The sequence below is a fragment of the Bacillus sp. IT-79MI2 genome, from assembly GCF_949768135.1.
Classification (GTDB): Bacteria; Bacillota; Bacilli; order Bacillales; family Bacillaceae_G; genus Bacillus_A; species Bacillus_A pseudomycoides.
On record NZ_CATKPV010000062.1, the window covers coordinates 341848 to 364120 of the forward strand.

Annotated in this window: 17 protein-coding genes and 1 pseudogene; 11 read left to right on the forward strand and 7 right to left on the reverse strand. The window is 37.4% G+C overall.

Annotation, left to right across the window (positions count from 1 at the left end; translation table 11 throughout):
* Window positions 1-236 precede the first annotated feature (236 nt).
* A complete protein-coding gene (locus ACM6HU_RS15315; protein ID WP_077294659.1) occupies window positions 237-1397 on the reverse strand; it encodes a chromate transporter in 1161 nt (386 codons plus the stop codon).
* A gap of 223 nt (window positions 1398-1620) precedes the next feature.
* Here ACM6HU_RS15315 and ACM6HU_RS15320 point away from each other — a divergent pair, with 223 nt between their 5' ends.
* A complete protein-coding gene (locus tag ACM6HU_RS15320; protein ID WP_077294656.1) occupies window positions 1621-2046 on the forward strand; it encodes a CHRD domain-containing protein in 426 nt (141 codons plus the stop codon).
* Between the two features lie 43 nt (window positions 2047-2089).
* On the opposite strand, the gene ACM6HU_RS15325 is transcribed toward ACM6HU_RS15320, so the two are convergent.
* The 3 genes from ACM6HU_RS15325 to ACM6HU_RS15335 all read right to left on the reverse strand — a co-directional run bounded on the left by ACM6HU_RS15325 (window position 2090) and on the right by ACM6HU_RS15335 (window position 6872).
* Window positions 2090-4765: a PRD domain-containing protein gene (locus ACM6HU_RS15325; protein WP_088093764.1), complete on the reverse strand. Its 2676-nt coding sequence runs from the start codon at window positions 4763-4765 to the stop codon at window positions 2090-2092.
* Window positions 4766-4867: 102 nt separating this feature from the next.
* Window positions 4868-5602, reverse strand: a complete 735-nt coding sequence (locus tag ACM6HU_RS15330) for a polysaccharide deacetylase family protein (protein WP_414848247.1) — start codon at window positions 5600-5602, stop codon at window positions 4868-4870.
* A 199-nt stretch (window positions 5603-5801) separates the two neighbouring features.
* Window positions 5802-6872, reverse strand: a complete 1071-nt coding sequence (locus ACM6HU_RS15335) for a glycosyltransferase family 4 protein (protein ID WP_016112550.1) — start codon at window positions 6870-6872, stop codon at window positions 5802-5804.
* 643 nt (window positions 6873-7515) lie between these two features.
* Here ACM6HU_RS15335 and ACM6HU_RS15340 point away from each other — a divergent pair.
* Both ACM6HU_RS15340 and wecB read left to right on the forward strand, forming a co-directional pair.
* Window positions 7516-8406, forward strand: a pseudogene (locus tag ACM6HU_RS15340) (nucleotide sugar dehydrogenase).
* 461 nt (window positions 8407-8867) lie between these two features.
* The gene (wecB, locus tag ACM6HU_RS15345) at window positions 8868-9986 is read left to right on the forward strand and encodes a non-hydrolyzing UDP-N-acetylglucosamine 2-epimerase (RefSeq protein ID WP_016112547.1); all 1119 of its coding nucleotides are present in this window, start codon (window positions 8868-8870) and stop codon (window positions 9984-9986) included.
* 69 nt (window positions 9987-10055) lie between these two features.
* Here wecB and ACM6HU_RS15350 read toward each other — a convergent pair whose 3' ends face one another.
* The gene (locus ACM6HU_RS15350; RefSeq protein WP_077294647.1) at window positions 10056-11156 is read right to left on the reverse strand and encodes an LCP family protein; all 1101 of its coding nucleotides are present in this window, start codon (window positions 11154-11156) and stop codon (window positions 10056-10058) included.
* Between the two features lie 27 nt (window positions 11157-11183).
* Entirely contained in the window at window positions 11184-11825 is a 642-nt protein-coding gene (locus tag ACM6HU_RS15355) for a YigZ family protein (protein ID WP_077294644.1), read from the reverse strand.
* A 240-nt stretch (window positions 11826-12065) separates the two neighbouring features.
* Between ACM6HU_RS15355 and ACM6HU_RS15360 the strand changes: the two genes are divergently transcribed.
* The 6 genes from ACM6HU_RS15360 (at window position 12066) to cspC (ending at window position 17892) form a co-directional block, all read left to right on the forward strand.
* On the forward strand, window positions 12066-12908 hold the full coding sequence (locus ACM6HU_RS15360; RefSeq protein WP_414848248.1) for a DegV family protein: 843 nt from the start codon (window positions 12066-12068) through the stop codon (window positions 12906-12908).
* Window positions 12909-13290: 382 nt separating this feature from the next.
* A complete protein-coding gene (locus tag ACM6HU_RS15365) occupies window positions 13291-13605 on the forward strand; it encodes a winged helix-turn-helix transcriptional regulator (RefSeq protein ID WP_016112543.1) in 315 nt (104 codons plus the stop codon).
* 278 nt (window positions 13606-13883) lie between these two features.
* Window positions 13884-15191 carry an NlpC/P60 family protein gene (locus ACM6HU_RS15370; RefSeq protein WP_414848249.1) on the forward strand — a complete coding sequence of 436 codons (1308 nt, stop codon included), beginning with the start codon at window positions 13884-13886 and terminating at the stop codon, window positions 15189-15191.
* 326 nt (window positions 15192-15517) lie between these two features.
* Complete coding sequence (locus tag ACM6HU_RS15375; RefSeq protein WP_275857302.1) at window positions 15518-16864, forward strand: DEAD/DEAH box helicase; 1347 nt, start codon at window positions 15518-15520, stop codon at window positions 16862-16864.
* The gene (locus ACM6HU_RS15380; RefSeq protein ID WP_275857301.1) at window positions 16864-17568 is read left to right on the forward strand and encodes a ComF family protein; all 705 of its coding nucleotides are present in this window, start codon (window positions 16864-16866) and stop codon (window positions 17566-17568) included. Before ACM6HU_RS15375 ends, ACM6HU_RS15380 begins: the two co-directional genes overlap by 1 nt.
* A gap of 126 nt (window positions 17569-17694) precedes the next feature.
* Window positions 17695-17892: a cold shock protein CspC gene (gene cspC / locus ACM6HU_RS15385; RefSeq protein WP_001162040.1), complete on the forward strand. Its 198-nt coding sequence runs from the start codon at window positions 17695-17697 to the stop codon at window positions 17890-17892.
* Between the two features lie 425 nt (window positions 17893-18317).
* On the opposite strand, the gene ACM6HU_RS15390 is transcribed toward cspC, so the two are convergent.
* Entirely contained in the window at window positions 18318-18443 is a 126-nt protein-coding gene (locus tag ACM6HU_RS15390; protein WP_256388727.1) for a hypothetical protein, read from the reverse strand.
* A gap of 110 nt (window positions 18444-18553) precedes the next feature.
* On the opposite strand from ACM6HU_RS15390, the gene hpf reads away from it, so the two are divergent.
* Window positions 18554-19096, forward strand: coding sequence for a ribosome hibernation-promoting factor, HPF/YfiA family (gene hpf, locus ACM6HU_RS15395; RefSeq protein WP_016112539.1), 543 nt, complete (start codon window positions 18554-18556; stop codon window positions 19094-19096).
* Between the two features lie 413 nt (window positions 19097-19509).
* Window positions 19510-22020 (forward strand): preprotein translocase subunit SecA, encoded by a 2511-nt coding sequence (secA, locus tag ACM6HU_RS15400; protein WP_275857300.1) that lies wholly within the window; start codon window positions 19510-19512, stop codon window positions 22018-22020.
* Window positions 22021-22273 lie beyond the last annotated feature (253 nt).

Sequence of the window (22273 nt, forward strand, 5' to 3'; positions counted from 1 at the left end):
AACTACAGATTTTAACGGAAAGTGTTTTACCAGAAGGGATAGAGCTTGTGAAATTTTAATATAAAAAACTTTCCTTTTAGGAGGGAGAGGGAATCCGCTCATGGATAGAAGCGGTCAGTGCCTCATGCTAAGTGGAAACCTCTTTTCGTTTTCATAGCCGCGACTTATATGCTTGAAAATCAAAGGGAAGTTATATAGTAAAAAAGACGATTTAGTAAGACCGTCTTTTTGTATGTTTAGATAATAGAAAGAATATAGCCACTAAAAGCACCAAGAACAACAACGATCCATGGTGGTGCTTTCCAAAATGCTAATAGACAAAATAGGAGAGAAGCAATAACAAAATCAGTTTTACTCATGATTGTGCTTGTCCAAATAGGGTCATAAAAAGCAGCTAGTAAAATACCGACGACGGCGGCATTAATGCCAAGGAGCGCCCCTTGTACATAAGACAAGCGTCTCACTTGATCCCAAAATGGCAATACACCAATGACAAGTAAGAATGCCGGGAGAAAGATAGCGATTGTCGCAATAGTAGCTCCTAGTGCCCCGTCTAGTACCGTTCCTATGTAAGATGCAAATGTAAAAAGAGGACCTGGAACCGCTTGGGTTAAGCCGTATCCTGCTAGAAACTGTTCTTTTGTCATCATGCCATTTAATACAAACTCATTTTCAAGAAGGGGAAGAACGACATGTCCTCCGCCAAACACGAGTGAGCCAGAGCGATAGAAACTATCAAACATGGCAATCCAGTGCGAAAATGGTCGTAATAGTGGTAACAAGAATAATAAACTAAAGAATAGTAAGAGACAAAGGGCAGCTGTTATACGTGAAACAGGAATATGTGTTTTGCTAGCAGATGGAATTTCATGCTTACGATATAAGAGCCAACCGAGAAGACCAGCAAGTAGAATAAGCGTAACTTGTGTCCAAGCGCTTGGAAATAATAACGCAATTGCAGCAGTAATAATTGCAATTGTTGCTCGGTTACGGTCCGGTGTTAATTTCTGTGCCATTCCCCATATTGCATGTGCGACAATCGCTACTGCTACAAGTTTTAATCCATGAATCCAGCCAGCTTCCACCACATGAAATTGCTGGATTAGTGAAGCGGAAAAAACAAGAAAGAGAACTGACGGGAGTGTAAAGCCAATCCAAGCGACTACAGCTCCAAGGAGCCCGCCTCGTGATAAACCGGTGCCAATTCCAACTTGGCTGCTTGCAGGACCGGGTAGGAATTGACAGAGTGCCACTAAATCCCCATAGCTCCGCTCATCCATCCATTTTCGTTTTTGTACATATTCATGATGAAAGTACCCAAGATGAGCCACGGGTCCTCCGAAAGAAGTAAGGCCTAACTTGAGTGATACGAGAAATATTTCTATTAATGTTTTCAAAAAGAACCTCCTGAAGAAATTTCAAATTTACGTGCATTATACAGGAAGCAGTGTGGTGTGAGGAATGATTGTTATGTAATTTTTTTGTAAATATTTCTTGAGTAGAATAGCCATTATGAAAAAGCATTTCTGAAAGAGTCATAATTGATCGTGTCCCAGCAATAAATTAGTTAAAGAGATATCAGCATGAGTTTGAAATTTATATAAGGAGAATGTTGCTAGTATGACAAAACATTTTGTTGCTAAGCTGAAAGGTGATAATGAACTACCTCCTGTAAAAACGAAAGCTTATGGGGTCGCGGAGCTTATTTTTAATAGTGATTTTACGAAACTACATTATAGGATCATATTGAAAAATATTGAGAAGGTAACATCTTGTCAAATTCATTTAGGGAAAGGAAATCAGACCGGGCCAGTAGTTGTGTTTTTATATGGACCTGTGAAGCATGGAATTAGCGTAAATGAAGGAACGATAACGGGTGTGGTGTTCACTGAAGATTTAGAAGGACCTTTGCAAGGGAAGACGTTTGAAAATCTTGTGCAGGCAATTGATGAAGCGAATGCATATGTAAATGTTCATACAAAAGCACATGCAAGGGGAGAAATTCGTGGGAAGGTAAAAGAATATAGCAGGTCCATGAGCCGGTAAATAAACATGCCCATGAATTTTGAAATTCACGGGCATGTTTACGTTACTCTTTTTTTTCTGGTTGGTTTCTTATGAAGAAGTCCATTACATAAAACACTTCATCATCTGGAATCTGCACATCAAACGTATTTTCAATTGGTTGCAGGGCTTTTTTTACTTTCATATACATCCAATATTCATCTTGTCTACGCGCTTCTTTGTCAGGATAAGGGAGGAGCTTTTCTCCCTTTTGAAGCCGGTCAATCATACAGCTCATATGCAAAATAACTCCCATTAAACTATCAGAGTTTAACTGTAAGGAGATGAGCTCTTGAATTGTATTGAGCGCGTACCGTATTGTTTTAATCATCAGTGCCCCATCATGGCGCTGCATTTGTTGCCCGAGAATATCAGCCATTTTTGCATATGTTTCTTCATACGTAATTAATTCTTGAATTTGCTGAATGGCTTTATAGTTTACAATGTCTTGGAAATGATAAGTTAAACATGGTACTTGTACATCAAAGTTTGTGACAATACAAATCATATTGCGTTCTTTCTTTATGTTTTCGATCATTTTTGTTAAATCTTTTTCATGAACGATACTAATTGGAATAATTTCTATTAAATCTTTATCGAATCGTAAATAGTTTTCAAGCATTTTTTGAATGGCCAGTGCGCTTCCTTCTCCTGTTAAACAAGCTGTTAAAATGACTGATTTCATGGGAGCAAGTGGCTTTTTCTTTTCTTCTTGTACATTAAGGTAAAACGGTGTTAAGTTTTTCACGGTTTCATATAACGCATCTAATGAGTACCCGAGCTGAGCTTTTCTTGCTGCTTCTAATGCATGCGGCGTACTTGTCATAGAGAGAACGCGTACAGGGATATGAAATTCCGTCTCTAGTATATCCCCGATATAGGCAAGTGAACCCATATCGACGAGTAAAAGCAGTCCGTTTATATGCCCGAGTGTTTTCATGTACACTTTTACTCGTTCTAAGAAATCTTTCGGTGATTCATGAAGCGGCATATCAATTCCTGTTACTTCATCAATACCGAGGAGTTCATTCGCGACATTTGCCATTTCTGTTGCGATACCATTGCCGTGGGCTAAAATTAATACTTTTACTTCTGTTTGGGAAGCAGGAATGGGATCAACAACGAAAAACATCGTTAAGAATCCAGCTTCATCAATGGGCATCGTTACTTGTAATTCTTCTTCTAATAGTTGAATACATTGCATGGCAACTGAGAAAGCTTCTTTATATTTCGTGCGAATTTGATTCAGCTGCGGGTGATGAATTTGTTTCCCGCCCTGCAGTCGTTGTAAAGTTGTCTGTACATGTAAATTTAAAGCAAGAAAGACTTTTTCATCAAATGTCTTAGCTAAATGTTTTTCGGCTAGTTCAGCGATTTTTTCGCATACAGAAACAATATTGCGATCGACAATTTTAAGGACATTTTCATGACTTGTCTTTTGTGACATTTGATTAAAATACTGAACGAAAAAGCTTTGGAGATCGTTGTCTATTAGTAATTCTAATTCTTCTTCTTCAATACCGCGTGCTTGTAATTCTTCATATTTATGATCAATGTAATCATAAATGGAAGAACGTGAATCTTCTGTTTTATGTTTGCTCCATCCTTCGTCACTCGTAAATACAAATGTTTCGTTTGGCACTTGATACAGATGACGGCTTTTTCTTTCAATAAACAAGCCTTCCTTCATGTACCATGGCAAGTCAGCACTTGAAACGCGGACATGCTCTCTTTTCTTTGTTACGAAATCAGAATAGGCTTTCGCACAGGCAATTTGTACATCGGTTTTTAATTGTCCGATATTGTTTGGACATTGATAAAAGACGAAAGCACGCATTGCGTTCGGACTGACATGAATTTTTTTTCGCAGACGAATTGCTTCATTTGTAAAAAAGAGCTGCAAGAGAGCGAAGCGTTCCTGATGCGTTCGCTCACGAAGTGGTGGAAGCGTTACGGTCATCGGAATCCGTCTCGTAAAGGTTTTGAGTAAAAAAGAGTTTGGTTCTTCTGTTGTTGCAGTAATAATTAATACTTGTGCTCGGCGCTCGTTCTCTGTTTCCCCAAGGCGGCGATATACACCGCGGTCAATAAATGTGAATAACATTTCTTGACCTTCTGGCGGGAGGCGGTGCACCTCATCCAGGAAGAGAATTCCTTCGTGGGCTTTTTCGATTAACCCTTTTTGGTCACTTGCACCAGTGTAAGCCCCCTTTTTTATCCCGAAAAGTTGTCCAAGCAGGAGCTGTGGATTATTTGCGTAATCCGCACAGTTAAAAACGATAAACGGTGCATCTTTTGGGAGCTGATTTACTTCAATTGCATACTCGTGCATTAAAGAGGCAAACATAGATTTCCCGACACCCGTTTCTCCAAGTAGTAATGTATGCATACCATTTGGAGGATAGAGTACAGCAGCCTTTGCTTTTTCAATCGCAATTTTGAGGCTTGTGTTTTTTCTTGCAAAGGCATCGAGTGAAGTGTTATTTTGTGAATGCGTTTCCACGTGGGAGTTGTCTCCTAAATAGAAACGGACAGGGCGTGTTCCCGTTTTGGATAAACGACCATCTTTCACAAGTTTATTTAAATCGCTGCTTACATTTGCACGGTCTAGCTGTAGAAGTGTAGCGAGTTCAGATGCTGTTACACCTTCTGAGTAATTCCCTTTTTGTATTGCATTATAAATGAGGTCCATTCGTTTCATTTTTCTTCACCTCGAAACTTTGTCACTATTTAAAATTTTACACAAAAATGGGAAGTGTGGGAAGAGAAAAAGAATAAACAGCTCTAGTCTATACTAAAGCTGTTACAATCTTGCGTCCTTCCAGAAATTCACTTCTGAATGAGAGGAAGGATTATAGGGAAGAAGCGTGTATCCTTTCGCCTTAAGGTAGTCAATTACCTTTGGAAGAATTTTCACTGTAACGCTAGAATCATGCATTAAAATAACTTCAACTTGTTCGTCGCTTTGGTTCATAACACGCTCTAATATAGCAGAAGGATTATGATAACTTTTCCAGTCATATGTATCGATTGTCCAATCCCACATTTTGTACTGAGCGGAAACAAGTGCATCACGATAATTCTTTTTTAAATAAGGCATACTACCATACGGAACGCGAACAAGGTGTGTATCTAAATTTGCTATATGGCGCACAATAGAGCGGGCCTGCTCCATTTCGGTAATTAAAACGGATGGATCACCAGTATATAAACGCTTTACGTCATGAGACATGCTATGAAGACCGATATAATGACCTTCTTGTATGAAACGTTTCATTGTTTGTGGATAATGTGAAGCCTTGCCACCAATTACAAAGAAGGTTGCCTTTCCCTGCTTTTGCTTTAAGATGTTTAAAATTTGTGATGTGTATTTGTTTGGCCCATCATCAAATGTTAAGTATGCAATTTTGGGCGGAAGAGCCGCGTTCTGAATCGTAGATTGATGTGTAAGTGGGGAGTTAGCGGCTGCTTCAGTATAAGATACCAGACATGTAGTAATACTTAAAAATATAATAATACATTGAAACATTTGCTTCATCAAAATACTCACCCTCAGTCTAACAGTCATGGAGAAGGAGTTAAGATTGTAGTCTCATTATCCTCTTTACATATATATCTTTCTCCAATAGAAGAACTCTCAAACAAACTATATTTTGGAAATGAAAAATAGCACCCTTTCTTAAGAAGAAAGAGTGCTATTTGAATATTTTACACTAATAAAGGCTATACTACAGTTATTATTCGCGTTTTTTTACTTTTTTATAGAAGGAAATAATTGGTTTGTAACGTTCGTGCACAAGACCAATTACTTCTGCTACGATTTCAGTAAAGAAGATTAAAGCGAACAGAAGGATAATGGATAACCACAATGTTGCGCTAGTGAAAATAATTGCATTTACGCTAAAGAAAATACCAAATGCGTAAATGATAAGTACCGTCGTACGATGAGAAAAGCCCATTGCCAATAGACGATGATGTAAATGCGATTTATCTGGTGCAGAAATTGGTTTTTTATTCACAATTCGTCTGATAATCGCAAATGTTGTATCGAAGATAGGTACACCTAAAATGATAATAGGAACAAGGAAACTGAATAACGTTACACTTTTGTATAATCCCAGTAACGATATAACAGAAATACAATATCCTAAAAATAATGCACCTGTGTCTCCCATGAAAATTTTTGCTGGATGGAAGTTATAGAATAAAAATCCAAGTGTACTTGCAAGTGCAATGAGTGCTAGTGGCAGAATAATAACAGCACCAGTACCCATAGGGCTAGTAAAGGCCATATATGCTAATGTTGCAAGGACGATAGATGAAATCCCAGCGGATAATCCATCTAATCCATCAATTAAGTTAATGGCATTTGTAATACCTACAATCCAAAATACTGTAATTGGATATGCAAGGATACCAAGTTCAGTATCTCCTAAGATTGGAATATATAGCACCTGTACTAATAATCCACTTTTTACAATAAGTACGGCAACTAATAGTTGTCCACCGAATTTTACTTTCGCTGATAATTCGTACATATCATCTAAAATACCGATGATGATAATGATAATAGCACCTATAGTAATCGACATCATTCTTTGTTCATATAATCCACTAACAAAGAACCCAACGGCTACACCGATGAAAATTGCCAGTCCACCTAGACGAGGCATAATTTTTTGGTGTACTTTACGTGCGTTTGGCTTATCAGTTGCTCCAATCTTAAATGCTAATTTGATAACGAAAGGAGTAACAACTAATACGGTAATGAAAGATGCCAAAACAGCATAAATCACTTGTGAGTCCATTAATACCCCACCTTTTATATTTTAACGTAATTTTTGAACAAGTTATCTGAAAATTATGATGATTGTTTGCAGGCTCATAACATATGGTATCACAAAAAGATTAGAATTCAATCTTTTTTTCTATTCACTGTAATTGGAAATAGATAAAATATATGACAAGTTTATAATAAATACGATGTCGCACAAGAAGGTTATAATATATCTTATCATTAACTTGTATTGCATAGTTTTTAAATTGTGGTACAGATTTATGACATTTACATATAAGTCTGTCCCTAGTAGGGATGGTAGGATGTGACCGATTCTCTTTACTATAAGTGTTGCACGTTAAAATACGTACGTTCCGCGTTAAAATATGGAAACTTCAAATGTGCCGATAATAGAACAGTTTGTAAAGAAATACATCCAAATAAACGATGTTATTTTACAAAATCTTAAAAAAAGAAAGAGCAGGCGTCTCATATAATAGGGAGTGAGGGCTTGCATGCTATCTCATTTTTATATACTTAAAAGCAACAACTTCATGTCTTAGTATGGGAAACAGGGTGCCTTAAAGACATCGACATATATTCAGTTTTAGTATGAAAGGGGGAAGCCTAGAATATCTAAACTATAATCTTAGGTATTCTATGCGGAACATCTAATGAAAATTACGTTGATAGGTACTGGATATGTAAGATTAATTACTGGAGTAGGATTAACCACATTAGGTCATTCGGTTACTTGTTTTGATATAAATCAAGGGGAAATAGCGAGAATGAAGTAAGGGGAAATGCTAATTTATGAACCTGGTCTGGGGCAATTAGTAGATGCAGCAGTCCAAGAAAAATGATTAGCATTTACATCAAGTCAAACAGAGGCATTTAAACATTCAGATTTCATATTTGTAGCAGTAGGAACACCATCTTTACCGGATGGAACGGCAGATTTAACATATATTCGTAATAGTTATTATGAAATTGGTATGTGTGCCAATTCAGATATAATTGTGGTTACAAAAAGTACGGTTCCTGTAGGTACGAACAATCAAATGAAAGAATGGATTCAAGAGAAGCTACAAGGGCGGCATATGTATCATATGATACATATGGTATCAAATCGGGAATTTTTACATGAAGGTTCTGGTATACATGACTTTTTTCATGGTGATCGCATCGTCATAGGAGCGGAGACAGAAGAAATCGCGCAGAAGGTAGAGAGGCTATACAGTAAGCTGTTAATTGAAACGTTTGTTACAGATATCCGCAGTGCGGAGATGATTAAATATGCTTCAAATGCTTTTTTGGCTACGAAAATTAGCTTCATAAGTGAAATTTCTAATATATGTGAGAAAGTGGACGCAGCGTTTATTGTAACCGATTGGGAATGCATACGAACGTATCCATTAGAAAGGTATGTGCAACTTATGGGTGAACCTATTTTATTTGATGGGAGAAATTGTTATACTGGGAAAGATGTTGAGAAACATAGAATGGATTACTATTCCGTTGGCAGAAAGAGCATTCGTAATAGGGAAGTTTCTACCGTCTATTAAAAACGCTTTTTTTTGTCCTTTTGTCTTCTCAATATATAATGGTGAGTGTAACAATACTATATAAATCCATGTTGATTAGCTGGCATATAAGTTGCGGCTATGAAAACAAAAGGAGATTTTCACTCGTTTTCTCCGTTTGTTTTCACATGGCATGGGGGCTAAAGGGTCTGACCGCTACTATGCATAGCCGGACGCTCTCTTCCACCTAAAAGAGAAGATTTTAGGTTAGTTTTTCAATTTGTATTTATATAAATCTATGTTGATTAGCTGGCATATAAGTTGCGGCTATGAAAACAAAAGGAGATTTTCACTCGTTTTCTCCGTTTGTTTTCATATGGCATGGAGCTAAAAGAGGGTCTGACCGCTACTATGCATAGCCAGACGCTCTCTCCCACTCAAAAGGGGAGGTTTTATGTTAGTTTTTCATATATCGTAACTAGTGAAAGAAAAGAGGCATTGAAATGACTGAACGTTTAAAAGTAATGACGATTTTTGGAACACGTCCAGAAGCGATTAAAATGGCACCTCTTGTGTTAGAGTTGCAAAAACATCCTGAGCAAATTGAATCAATTGTAGCAGTGACAGCACAGCATCGCCAAATGTTAGATCAAGTATTGAATATCTTTGGTATTACGCCGGATTTTGATTTGAATATCATGAAAGATCGTCAAACATTAATTGATATTACAACACGTGGTTTAGAGGGCTTAGATAAAGTAATGAAGGAAGCAAAGCCACATATCGTTCTTGTACATGGTGATACAACAACTACTTTTATTGCGAGCCTTGCTGCTTTCTATAATCAAATTCCGATTGGCCATGTTGAAGCTGGACTTCGTACATGGGATAAATATTCTCCATACCCGGAAGAAATGAACCGTCAATTAACAGGTGTAATGGCAGATCTTCATTTCTCTCCTACTGCAAAATCAGCAACGAATTTGCAACAAGAAAATAAAAATGAAGCACGTATTTTCGTAACAGGAAATACAGCGATTGATGCACTAAAAACAACAGTAAAAGAAGAATATAGTCATCCAGTACTAGAGAAGCTTGGAAATGACCGACTTGTACTTATGACAGCACATCGTCGTGAAAATTTAGGTGAACCAATGCGCAACATGTTCCGTGCAATTAAACGCCTTGTTGAAAAGTACGAAGATGTACAAGTTGTGTATCCAGTTCATATGAATCCTGTTGTTCGTGAAACAGCTAACGATATTTTAGGAGATCATAATCGTATTCACTTAATTGAGCCACTAGATGTAATTGATTTCCATAATGTTGCAGCACGTTCATACTTAATGTTAACAGATTCTGGTGGTGTGCAGGAGGAAGCACCTTCTCTTGGCGTACCGGTTCTTGTTCTACGTGATACGACAGAACGTCCGGAAGGTATTGAAGCAGGTACATTAAAATTAGCAGGTACAGACGAAGAAACAATCTTTACACTTGCAGACGAATTATTATCTAATAAAGAAGCACATGACAAAATGGCGCAAGCATCTAATCCTTATGGTGATGGCCTTGCTTCAGAGCGTATTGTAGAAGCAATTTTACAATATTTTAATAAAAAATAAGTAGAAAAAAGAGCCGCTCCTCATATCTGTTGATATAAGAAGCGGCTCTTTTCTTTTAAGTAGTAATCTCTACTGATGATTTCGCATTAACCATTCCGCGTTAGCGTTCGTAGACGGAGGTTCCTGTTCTTTTTTCTTAGTAGATGAATTTGTTGAATTCGTATCAGAATTAGAACTTGTATTGGTTGTAGAATGCGTGTCTGTTTTATCTTGTCCTAAGTTTTTCAAAATTTCATTACGAACATTTTGAACGCTCATTTCATTTGGAATAAAGTAATAGATACCATTTAGTTTTTTATCTTCACCTTCTAATTTAATCGTTTGTATGGTAGAAGGATCGAATCCAGATAACTTATTATATAAGGCAAGTCCATCGGATACAGGTATATCAGTTTTTACGTATTTCCCAACAACCTCTGCTAAGTCTTTAATTTTAAAGACTGTAGAAGCGGAATTTAGTTTATGGACAACCGCGGCAAGTACTTGTCGTTGTCTTGCAGCTCGGCCATAATCTCCATTTGGGTCTTGCTTTCGCATACGGACATAAGCGAGTGCTTCTTCGCCATTTAATTCTTGCTGTCCTTGTTTAAATTGAATCAGTTTGTAGTAATCTATATCAGATCGTTCCTCGAAATTAAACGGCACATCGACTGTAATGCCACCAACGGCATCGACAATCCCTTTAAAGCCTTTGAAATCAATTTTAACGTAGTGGTCAACAGGCACCTCTAAAAAATTCTCGACTGTGTCTAATGCCATTTTTTCTCCGCCGTAAGCATGCGCCGCGTTAATTTTATCTTTTTTATTTTTTCCAGCAATCGTAACACGTGAGTCACGCGGGATACTCATGAGTGAAACATTTTTTGTTTTTGGGTTAATTGTTGCGAACATAAGAGAATCTGTTCGTCCATTTTGTCCATCCGTTGCATAATCTTCAATTCCCATAATAAGGACGCTGAAAGGTTCTTTTGTAATTTCTACATCTTTCGCACGTAATTTTGATTTATCACGAGTAAAGCCACTATACATCTCCATGAGTGAAGAGTAAGAGTTAAACATGTAAAGCCCTGCACTACCAATTAAGGACATAAAAATGAGGTAGATAAACAATCTACGTCTGCGCTTTTTTTTCACTCTTCTTTTCTGGAGATGATGATAACGCTCTTCCATACATAAACTCCTTTTAATATATATATGTTATTGTTGCACAATGTCTTGTTCTAAATACAGCATGTCATCTTCTTGTATTGTACATTTCCCATTTGTTAGTTCAATCATCCACTCTGTGAAAGTTTGTTTTTGATCTTCTTCCACATAAGTGTCAAATGTCACATTTTCTAGGTAATGAATCTCTTTAATAGCATATTTTGAGTGGCGTAATTCATTTTCAATTTTTCCAAGTAGTGTATAGTCAATTTCTGTCTTCATAACTCGCATTAATTTTCGTTCGACAACACCTACATAGTTAATTCCTTCACTTGTACATTTTCCATATGCACGAATTAAACCACCGGCACCAAGTTTAATGCCGCCAAAATATCGTGTGACAACAACAACTGTATCTTTCAATCCACGTTTTTTTAATACTTCTAGCATAGGTACACCAGCTGTACCGCTTGGTTCACCGTCATCATTTGCCTTTTGAATTTGATCTTGCTCCCCAATTAAATAGGCTGAGCAGTTGTGTGTTGCGTTCCAATGCTGCTTTTTTATCTTTTGAATAAATTCTTGTGCTTCTTCTTCTGTTTTCGCTCGACTTATATAGCAAATAAACCGTGACTTTTGAATGACAATTTTGTGTTCACCGTAGTCTTTGATTGTTAAATATTGTAATAACAATGATATACGCCCCTACCTTTCAAGATTACTAGTACTTTTTATTGTAAAAGGGGGAGTTTTCAGATTCAAACATTTTTTGTAGGAAAATAGCAAGTTCTATTATAAATTTAATATTTTTGTTGTAAATTGTCCAAGTGTTTATTATAATCTTATCCCGGCATTTTTCATACATTAATGCACCTTTTCCTATTTTCGTGTAAAATTAGGAAATAAAAACTTTTTTATAAGGCAGGTACGAAAATGAGAACAGCTATTGTTACTGATAGTACAGCATATATACCGAAGCATATTCGTGAAGAACTCAATATATATATGATTCCATTAAATGTGATTTTTGGAACGAATTCTTATCAAGAAGAAGCAGAAATTACAGCGGATGATTTTTATGTAAAAGTACGTGAACATGAAGAACTTCCAAAAACTTCTCAACCAGCAATTGGAAAATTTGTGGAGCTATTTGAAGAACTAGCAAAAGAATACGATGCGGTGATTTGTATCCATCTTTCAAGCGGAATTAGTGGTACATATCAAACAGCAACGACAGCTGGGCAAATGGTCGAAGGGATAAACGTATATACGTATGATTCTGAAATTAGCTGTGAGGTACAAGGGTTTTATGTGCGTGAAGGTGCGAGAATGGTAAGCGAAGGAAAGGTGCCAGAAGAGATTTTAGCTAGGTTTGATGAAATGAAGCAAACGATAGATGCTTATTTTGTTGTTGATGATCTTCATCATTTGCAACGCGGTGGCCGTTTAAATAGCGCGCAAGCATTTATCGGTAGCTTATTGCAAGTAAAGCCAGTTTTATATTTTAGAGATAAAGTTATTATCCCGTTTGAAAAAATTCGCACACGCAAAAAGGCACTAAAGCGTATCGTTGAAATTTTCGATGAACATGCGAGTAAAGGTATGCCGATGGAGGCTGTTATCATTCATGCAAATCGTGAAGAAGAAGCGAAAGAGTGGCAGCAAGAATTAGAGGAAAAGTACCCTCATGTTACAATCCGTATCAGTTATTTTGGCCCTGTAATTGGAACGCACTTAGGAGAGGGATCACTAGGTCTAGGGTGGTATACAAAATAATAAAAATGTAAAAGCTCTCTTTTTGTAGAGAGTTTTTTACGGATATACGAATGCCTATTTGACAAGTTAATATTTTGAAGTGATAAAATTTAATTTATATAAATACGGATTGAAAGACCGACATAAAGTGAAACTTTAATTAGTGGGGGGCTCCATCCCCCACTGATTATTAGCCCTCGCCAATCGGGCTTTTAGGGACAGTGCCTTTTTTATCCCTATTCCATGTGAAAACAGAAGGAGAAAATGAGTGGGAGTCTCCTTGTGTTCTTCATAGTCGCAATTTATATGTTGGAAAATCAAAATGCATTTATAAAAAATAAGGAAAGTTTTATTACTTACTTTTTATAAGAAACTATTTTATAATAAAGGAGAGGTGAAACATATGGAGCATAATTCTTGTTTATGTCCAAAGTTTGAGTCGGCTTTTACACTTCTTAGTAAAAAGTGGACGGGTTTAATTATTAAATCTTTGTTAGAAGAGCCGAAGCGATTTAGAGAAATTGCGGATATTATTCCAAATATGAGTGATCGTATGTTGTCAGAGCGTTTAAAAGAATTAGAGAGCGAAGGTGTAGTCGTTCGTAATGTGTACCCAGAAGTACCTGTTAGAATCGAATACGGATTAACAGACAAAGGAAAAGCATTAGAAAGTGTTATGAATGAAGTCCAAAATTGGGCTGAAAAATGGGTGAAATAATAGATTGTTCGATGAATAGGGAGAAAAAAGCACAAGGAGTGTTCCTTGTGTTTTTTTTATAACGAATGTATGACAATTGTACAAAAAAACAGCGCGATTTTCTTAAGATTCTACAAGAAAATACAGGATTAGAAGAAAAATGTCAGGAAATTACAAGTATAATATTACATTTATTTTACAAAATCGTAACAATGATAAAATATCTCCCGAAATATGGTATAAATTTTAATAGATTATTACATACGGAAAAGAAAAAAAGAAAGCGGTGTAAAAACAAAATGAAAAAGCTAAAAATGGCATCTTGCGCATTGGCTGCAGGATTTATGATGTTTTCAGTAGTAACACCAAATGTATTTGCGGAAAAGATTGAGGACGTAAAAACACAAATTAACACACAAAATGACACTTTACATAAACAACAACAAGAACGTGACGAGCTTCAAAAACAAATGAACGACTTAAATAAAACGGTTCAAGATTTAGATACGTCTGTTCAAGAAAATGCAGCAAAACTTGATGAAACAACGAAAAAAGTTGAAGAAACACAAGCATTAATCGAGAAGAAAAATCAAAACATTGCAGATTTACAAACGAAAATTGCAAAACGTGAAGAGTTATTAAGAAAGCGTTTAGTAGCGCTTCAAGAACAACCAAATACAAACGTTGTAACAGAAGTTGTTGTAAACTCTAAAAACATTGCAGATTTAGTAGATCGTTTAACTTCTGTTTCGAAAATTCTTGAATCTGATGAAGATATCATGACAACACAACAACAAGATCAAGCAACTGTGAAAAAAGATGTTGAAACGGTAAAAGAAAAACAAAAAGAATTAAAAGAAGCGCAAGTGAAAATCGAAACTGCAAAGAAAGAACTTGATGCTGAAAAAGCGAAAAAACAAGAAGCAGTGACCGATTTAAGCGGTAAAATGGATACAGTTGTAAACAGCATGACAAGCACAGAAGGTCAATTAAAAGAGCTTGAAAAACAAGCGTTATACTTACAACAATTAGCAGAAAAAGAAGCACAAGAAAAAGCAGCACAAGAAGCCGCTGCGAAGAAACAAGCAGAGCAAGCTCAGCAACCAGCACCGGCACAACAAGCTGCACCGGCACAACAAGCTGCACCGGCACAACAAGCTGCACCGGCACAACAACCAGCACCAGCAAATAGTGGTGGACAAGGTAAAAAAGAAGATGTTAAACCAGTACCGGCTCCAAAACCAGTTCCAGATACGGGTGTAATTGGAAAAGCAAAAAGCTTAGTTGGTATGAAATATGTTTGGGGTAGTTCTTCACCGTCAAATGGCGGTTTTGACTGCAGTGGATTAGTTTCTTATGTATATGGTTTAGGACAACAAGATACAAGAAGTTTATGGGGATCTGTACAAAAAATTAGCGCATCTGAAGCGCAACCAGGTGACCTTATCTTCTTGCAAGGTACTTACAGAGCAGGCGTATCACACGTTGGTATTTACATTGGTGGAGGCCAAATGATTCACGCTGCTGATGAATCAACTGGTGTTACGTACGGTAGTGTAAATAGCAGTTATAACACAGCTCATTTCTTAGGTTACGGTAGATTATAAGATTTTTAACTAAATAAAACATGTGTATAAAGTCGATAGCTTACTATTTTAAAAGTAGGTTATCGGCTTTTTTGCGTTTTTACGAGATAAAGAGAAGGGATTATAGTAGAGCTATATAAATATAAATACGCATAGAAAGACCGACATAAAACCATTCCTTTTAGGTGGGAGAGAGCATCCGCTCATGGATAGGAGTGGTCAGTGCCTTTTTTAGCCCCATGCCAAGTGAAAACAGAAGGAGAGAATGAGTGGAGAACTTCTTTTGTTTTCATAACCGCGACTTATATGCTGAAAAATCAAAATGGATTTATATAGGGGGCGTTACTATGCTAGCAGGAAGACAGATGCTATTAGAAGAGCTGTCACTTACAAAGGATGAATTAGACTGTTTGGAAAGAGAAGGGGATATTTCTTTAGAAAGAGGTGTTATACAGAAATCTTCATGTTATGTATGCCAGCGCTGCGGAAATAACGAGCAACGGTTATTTGCTTCGTTTTTATGTAAAAGGTGTAATCAAATGTGCACGTATTGCCGAAAGTGCATCACGATGGGGCGTGTGGGAGAATGTACAGTGCTCGTTCGAGATATACGACATGTAGTATGGGAAAGTTTGCCGAATCCTTTACGGTGGGAGGGCCATTTATCACCTGGGCAGGAGAGAGCAGCTAGCGGAGTAACAGAAGCAGTACGCCGAAAAGAATCCTTCTTTATATGGGCAGTATGCGGAGCTGGTAAGACAGAGATGCTTTTTTATGGTATAGACGAAGCTTTACGAAAAGGCGAACGGGTTTGTATTGCAACGCCGCGGACTGATGTGGTGTTAGAGCTCGCACCCCGTTTACAAACTGTTTTTCCAGATGTACCGATTGCTGCGTTATATGGTGGTAGCTTGGACCGTGAAAAGGAAGCGAGGCTCATCGTTTCTACAACGCACCAGTTGCTTCGTTATTATAGGGCATTTGATGTTATGATTGTGGATGAAATTGATGCTTTTCCATATGCGATGGACAAAATGCTTCATCATGCAGTAGAGCAAGCGAGTAAAGAGCGAGCTGCGCAAATTTATTTAACTGCAACCCCAGCAGAAACATGGAAACGTAAGCTATGGAGTGGTGAACAAAAAGGTGTAATCATTCCGGGGCGTTATCATCGTCAGCCTTTGCCAGTCCCAAGGTTCAGGTGGTGCGGTAATTGGAAAAAGGCGCTAAAACGAAAAGAAATCCCGCATGTTGTTTTAAAATGGCTACAGTATCATCTCCTTAAACAATCTCCTATTTTTCTATTTGTTCCTCACGTACGTTATATTGATGAAGTAAGTGTATTATTAAAAAAAATAGATGATCGCATTGAAGGTGTTCATGCGGAGGATCCAAAGCGAAAAGAAAAGGTAGCTTCGTTCCGAAAAGGAAATATCCCATTATTAGTAACGACGACGATTTTGGAACGCGGCGTGACGGTAGAGAATTTGCAAGTAGCTGTGTTAGGGACGGAAGAAGTCATTTTTTCGGAAAGTGCACTTGTACAAATTGCTGGTAGGGCCGGCAGAAGTCATCGCAGGCCAGATGGTGATATTCTTTATTTTCATTATGGAAAAACAGAAGCAATGATACGCGCAAAAAAACATATTCAATTTATGAATAAAAAGGCAAAGCAAGAAGGATTGATACATTAATGCATTGTCTACTTTGTCATGATTTTATTTCAGAAAGCGTTAGCTGGTATTCTTTTTTTATTCAGTCTGACAGGCGGTGTATATGTGAGCGATGTGAACGAAAACTTTCCTATATTATAGGAGAAATTTGTGATGACTGCGGCAGGCCATTTGAGTCTCTGTCAGAGGAGTATAGAGAAGGTAACCTTTGCAAGGATTGCGTAAGATGGCAGGAAGAGAGAAAGTTTCTACCTATAAAAAATCGATCTGTGTACGTCTATAATGATTGGATGAAGGAAATATTAGCTCAGTTTAAATTTCGTGGGGATGCTGAGCTTGTTCGTATTTTTCATGCGCACTTTGTAGCTACATTTCGTAAGTATTTTTCAGATTGTCATGCGATGATTCCGATTCCGCTTAGTAAAGAGCGAGAATACGAGCGTGGTTTTAATCAAGCGGAATTGTTAGCATCTTGTTTACCACTTAGTTTTCTACAAACATCTTTAAGTAGACAAGACACGCAAAAGCAAAGTAAAAAGAAACGTATAGAGAGGCTTTCAGTAGCGAATCCCTTTTACTTTCACAAAGAAGAAATGTTTATTGGACAGCATCTTTTACTCATTGATGATGTGTATACGACAGGAATTACGGTTAGGCAAGTTGCAAAGTGCCTGTATGATGCAGGTGCTCAAAAAATTTCTAGCCTTACTCTTTGCCGCGGATAATATATGTATGTCGAAAGATACAATAAAAAGGCGACAAGACTTCTTTGACTTGATATGTTGTCATTCGTTATAGTCAAATTATGGGGTAAATGCCCTTATTTTTAGAGTGAAGGGAATGGAACGAACATGCAAGGACGAGTAAAATGGTTTAATGCAGAAAAAGGATTTGGGTTTATCGAGCGTGAAGACGGTGATGATGTTTTTGTTCATTTTTCTGCAATTCAACAGGATGGGTATAAGTCGTTAGAAGAGGGACAAAAAGTAGAATTTGACATTGTAGATGGTGCGCGTGGACCACAAGCAGCGAATGTTGTGAAATTATAATTTCGAACGAAGAGTTTTGTGAGAAACATAGAGCTGGGGTTGTGGCAACGGTTTATATATATTCAATTTAATCTTCCAAAATATAAATTGCGGCTATGAAGAACAGAAGGAGACTTTCACCTATTGTCCCCTTCTGTTTTTTTTGCGTGGCATGGGGGGAAAAGTCCTGTCCGCTCTTATGCAAAGACGGACGCTCGTTCTCACCAAAAAGAAATGGTTGTATATGGTTCTTTCAATTTATAACTTTAATTTGATTTCACGGCACATAAATTACGGTTATGAAAGACAAACAGGGACTTCCGCTCATTGTCTCCTTGTGTTCTTACATGGCACGGGGCTAAAAAAGGCCCTGCCCGCTACTAGCCATGGACGGATGCTCCCTCCCGCCTAAAAGAGATGGTTGTGTTTTCAGTCGGTCTTTCCATTCAAATGATAAAAATGTTGTCAAAAAGTTGTTTCTTTTCTGTAACGAATTGTCCATACTTATATTCGTTATTTACGATGTTAATAGGGTAAAATGTAAATAGAAACGATGCATCTTTTCTTTTCAACAAAAAACGATAAAAAATTTCAATTTCCCTAACTTTTTCAAAAAAGTTAGCAGGAGTTCTTAAGCCGTTGTCGAAATTGTATACATAGGCTTGAAAGGGGGAATTCATCTATGAAATTCAACATTCGTGGTGAAAATATTGAAGTAACTCCAGCATTAAAGGAATATGTAGAGAAAAAACTTAGCAAATTAGAGCGTTATTTTGATACATTTCCAGAGATTAAAGTTAATTTAAAAGTATACTCTGACAAGCAACGTATCGAGGTAACAATTCCATTTACAGATTTATTACTTCGTGCAGAAGAAACTCATAGCGATATGTACGCTGCAATTGATTTAGTGGTTGATAAAGTTGAGCGACAAATTCGTAAACATAAAACAAAAGTAAATCGTAAATTACGTGAAAAAGGTTCTCCGAAAACTGCATTTATCCTTACAGAGCCAGCGGTAACGTTGGAAGAAGTGAAAGAGGATGAATTAGAGCTTGTACGTACAAAACGATTTGATTTAAAACCAATGGATGTTGAAGAAGCCATCTTACAAATGGCTATGTTAGGTCATAACTTCTTCGTCTTCACAAATGCGGATACAAATGAAACTAATGTTGTCTATGGCCGCAAAGATGGAAAATATGGATTAATTGAAACAAAATAATAAGTAAAGAACGCAGCTGTAAAAGGCTGCGTTTTTTTATTGTGTATAAAATGTTTTACGTGTAGACCGATGAAACATATGAAAGTCTTTGAGTTTTCACTCTATTATTTTTGGGAAGACATACCGCTGTCTCATAATGGAACAGGAAACAAAGAAGTTTAGTAAAGGATGAAATCGCTATAAAACGCCTATTAATCAAAATTTCAGCTAATTTAGGCTATGCGTTTGGCCAGTTGTTGTCATAGCTATAAAACAAGTGTTACAATTATCATTAGGTTTATACTTTTTTTGTTTTTTTAATTAGGAGAGAAAATGCTAGAAAATAAATTTGCGTTTTATAACGACTGATTAGTGAGCAGAAATATAGAGCACGATCGGAAGTTTTATTTTAATAAAAGAGGAGCGTATTTCCTATGATCGGTATTTTAAAAAAGGTGTTTGATGTAAACCAGCGCCAAATTAAACGTATGCAGAAAAATGTGGATCAAATAGAAGGGTTTGAATCATCGATTCAATCGTTAACTGACGAACAATTAAAAGGGAAAACAATTGAATTTAAAGAGCGTCTTACGAAAGGCGAGACAGTAGACGATTTATTACCAGAAGCTTTTGCGGTTGTTCGTGAAGCAGCGACACGCGTTCTTGGTATGCGCCCTTATCCTGTGCAATTAATGGGTGGTATTGCCTTACATGAAGGGAATATCTCTGAGATGAAAACAGGGGAAGGTAAAACATTAACTTCTACTTTACCGGTTTATTTGAATGCTTTAACAGGTAAAGGTGTTCATGTTGTTACAGTCAATGAATATTTAGCGCAACGTGACGCAGGGGAAATGGGACGACTACATGAGTTCCTTGGCTTAACAGTAGGAATTAACTTGAATAGCATGTCACGTGAAGAAAAGCAAGCTGCTTACGCTGCTGATATCACATATAGTACAAACAACGAGCTTGGTTTTGACTATTTGCGTGATAACATGGTGCTATATAAAGAGCAACGTGTTCAGCGTCCGCTTCATTTCGCAATCATTGATGAAGTCGATTCCATTTTAGTTGATGAAGCGCGTACGCCGCTTATCATTTCTGGACAAGCACAAAAATCAACAGAACTATATATCTTTGCAAATGCATTTATTCGTACGTTAGAAAATGAAAAAGATTACTCATTTGACGTGAAAACGAAAAATGTCATGTTAACAGAAGACGGGATTACGAGAGCAGAGAAAGCTTTCCATATTGAAAACTTATTTGATTTAAAACACGTTGCACTTCTTCACCATATTAATCAGGCGCTTCGTGCACACGTTGTAATGCACCGCGATACAGATTATGTTGTACAAGAAGGCGAAATTGTAATTGTAGACCAATTCACTGGTCGTCTTATGAAAGGCCGCCGCTATAGTGAAGGTTTACACCAAGCGATTGAAGCAAAAGAAGGCGTAGAAATTCAAAATGAAAGTATGACATTAGCAACCATTACATTCCAAAACTACTTCCGTATGTACGAAAAGTTATCAGGTATGACTGGTACAGCGAAAACGGAAGAAGAGGAATTCCGTAACATTTATAATATGAATGTTATCGTGATACCAACAAACAGACCAATTGTTCGTGATGACCGTGCGGATTTAATTTTCAAAACGATGGAAGGAAAATTCAATGCGGTTGTTGAGGATATTGTAAAACGCCATAAGCAAGGGCAACCAGTTCTTGTTGGTACAGTTGCAATTGAAACATCTGAACTTATTTCAAACATGTTAACACGTAAAGGTGTACGTCATAACGTCTTGAATGCGAAAAACCATGCACGTGAAGCGGATATTATTACAGAAGCAGGACTTAAAGGCTCTGTAACGATTGCGACAAACATGGCTGGTCGTGGTACGGATATTAAACTAGGCGAAGGTGTAAAAGAAGCTGGTGGCCTAGCGGTTATCGGTACAGAACGTCATGAAAGTCGTCGTATTGATAATCAGTTACGTGGTCGTTCTGGTCGTCAAGGAGACCCTGGTGTGACGCAGTTCTACTTATCAATGGAAGATGAATTAATGCGCCGATTCGGTGCAGATAATATGAAAGCGATGATGGATCGCCTTGGTATGGATGATTCACAGCCAATCGAAAGTAAAATGGTATCTCGTGCTGTAGAATCTGCGCAAAAACGCGTAGAAGGAAACAACTACGATGCACGTAAACAGCTCTTGCAGTATGACGATGTACTTCGCCAACAACGTGAAGTAATTTATAAGCAACGTCAAGAAGTAATGGAATCTGAAAACTTACGAGGCATTATCGAAGGTATGATGAAATCTACTGTAGAACGTGCTGTTGCCCTTCATACGCAAGAGGAAATTGAAGAGGATTGGAACATTAAAGGTCTGATTGACTACTTAAATACAAACCTTCTTGAGGAAGGTGATGTTAAGGAAGAAGAAATACGCCGCCTTGCACCAGAAGAAATGAGCGAGCCAATCATTGCAAAATTAATAGAGCGTTATGATGAAAAAGAAAAACTTCTACCAGAAGAACAAATGCGTGAATTTGAAAAGGTTGTTGTATTCCGCGTTGTAGATACGAAATGGATGGATCATATCGATGCGATGGATCATCTTCGTGAAGGTATTCATTTACGTGCTTACGGTCAAATTGACCCGCTTCGTGAATACCAAATGGAAGGATTCGCAATGTTTGAATCCATGATCGCTTCCATTGAAGAAGAGGTTTCTCGTTACATTATGAAAGCAGAAATTGAACAAAACTTAGAGCGCCAAGAAGTAGCTCAAGGTGAAGCAGTTCATCCGAAAGATGACGGTGAAGAAGTGAAAAAGAAACCAGTCGTAAAAGGTGAACAAGAAGGACGTAACAACCTATGCAAATGTGGCAGTGGTAAGAAATATAAAAACTGCTGTGGTATTGGGAAATAAGGAAAAGTGGCGCCGACTGTTCAGCATCGTTGGCTAAGGTTCTTCCGCACAGAAAGTGATTTGTACTTTCTTGTGCGGAAGCGGCTCGTTCAGAATGTGAGGAGGATGGAGCTCCTAACAGAGAGGCGTAGTTTGCCTCGCAGGAAGGCGCTCAAAATCGACCTTACACGAAATTTTATTTTCAAAATGGAAAAGTTTTAAAAGTATCCATATAATAAAAAGGGACAAACTCTCTCTGTAATAAGCGGAGGGA

Excerpts from the sequence above, each read along its gene's own strand:
- ACM6HU_RS15375 (WP_275857302.1), top strand. The coding sequence starts at position 15,518 with ATGCTAGCAGGAAGACAGATGCTATTAGAAGAGCTGTCACTTACAAAG.
- secA (WP_275857300.1), top strand. The coding sequence starts at position 19,510 with ATGATCGGTATTTTAAAAAAGGTGTTTGATGTAAACCAGCGCCAAATT.
- ACM6HU_RS15330 (WP_414848247.1), bottom strand. The coding sequence starts at position 5,602 with ATGAAGCAAATGTTTCAATGTATTATTATATTTTTAAGTATTACTACA.
- ACM6HU_RS15350 (WP_077294647.1), bottom strand. The coding sequence starts at position 11,156 with ATGGAAGAGCGTTATCATCATCTCCAGAAAAGAAGAGTGAAAAAAAAG.
- hpf (WP_016112539.1), top strand. The coding sequence starts at position 18,554 with ATGAAATTCAACATTCGTGGTGAAAATATTGAAGTAACTCCAGCATTA.
- ACM6HU_RS15360 (WP_414848248.1), top strand. The coding sequence starts at position 12,066 with ATGAGAACAGCTATTGTTACTGATAGTACAGCATATATACCGAAGCAT.
- ACM6HU_RS15365 (WP_016112543.1), top strand. The coding sequence starts at position 13,291 with ATGGAGCATAATTCTTGTTTATGTCCAAAGTTTGAGTCGGCTTTTACA.
- wecB (WP_016112547.1), top strand. The coding sequence starts at position 8,868 with ATGACTGAACGTTTAAAAGTAATGACGATTTTTGGAACACGTCCAGAA.
- ACM6HU_RS15380 (WP_275857301.1), top strand. The coding sequence starts at position 16,864 with ATGCATTGTCTACTTTGTCATGATTTTATTTCAGAAAGCGTTAGCTGG.
- cspC (WP_001162040.1), top strand. The coding sequence starts at position 17,695 with ATGCAAGGACGAGTAAAATGGTTTAATGCAGAAAAAGGATTTGGGTTT.
- ACM6HU_RS15320 (WP_077294656.1), top strand. The coding sequence starts at position 1,621 with ATGACAAAACATTTTGTTGCTAAGCTGAAAGGTGATAATGAACTACCT.
- ACM6HU_RS15335 (WP_016112550.1), bottom strand. The coding sequence starts at position 6,872 with ATGGACTCACAAGTGATTTATGCTGTTTTGGCATCTTTCATTACCGTA.
- ACM6HU_RS15325 (WP_088093764.1), bottom strand. The coding sequence starts at position 4,765 with ATGAAACGAATGGACCTCATTTATAATGCAATACAAAAAGGGAATTAC.
- ACM6HU_RS15370 (WP_414848249.1), top strand. The coding sequence starts at position 13,884 with ATGAAAAAGCTAAAAATGGCATCTTGCGCATTGGCTGCAGGATTTATG.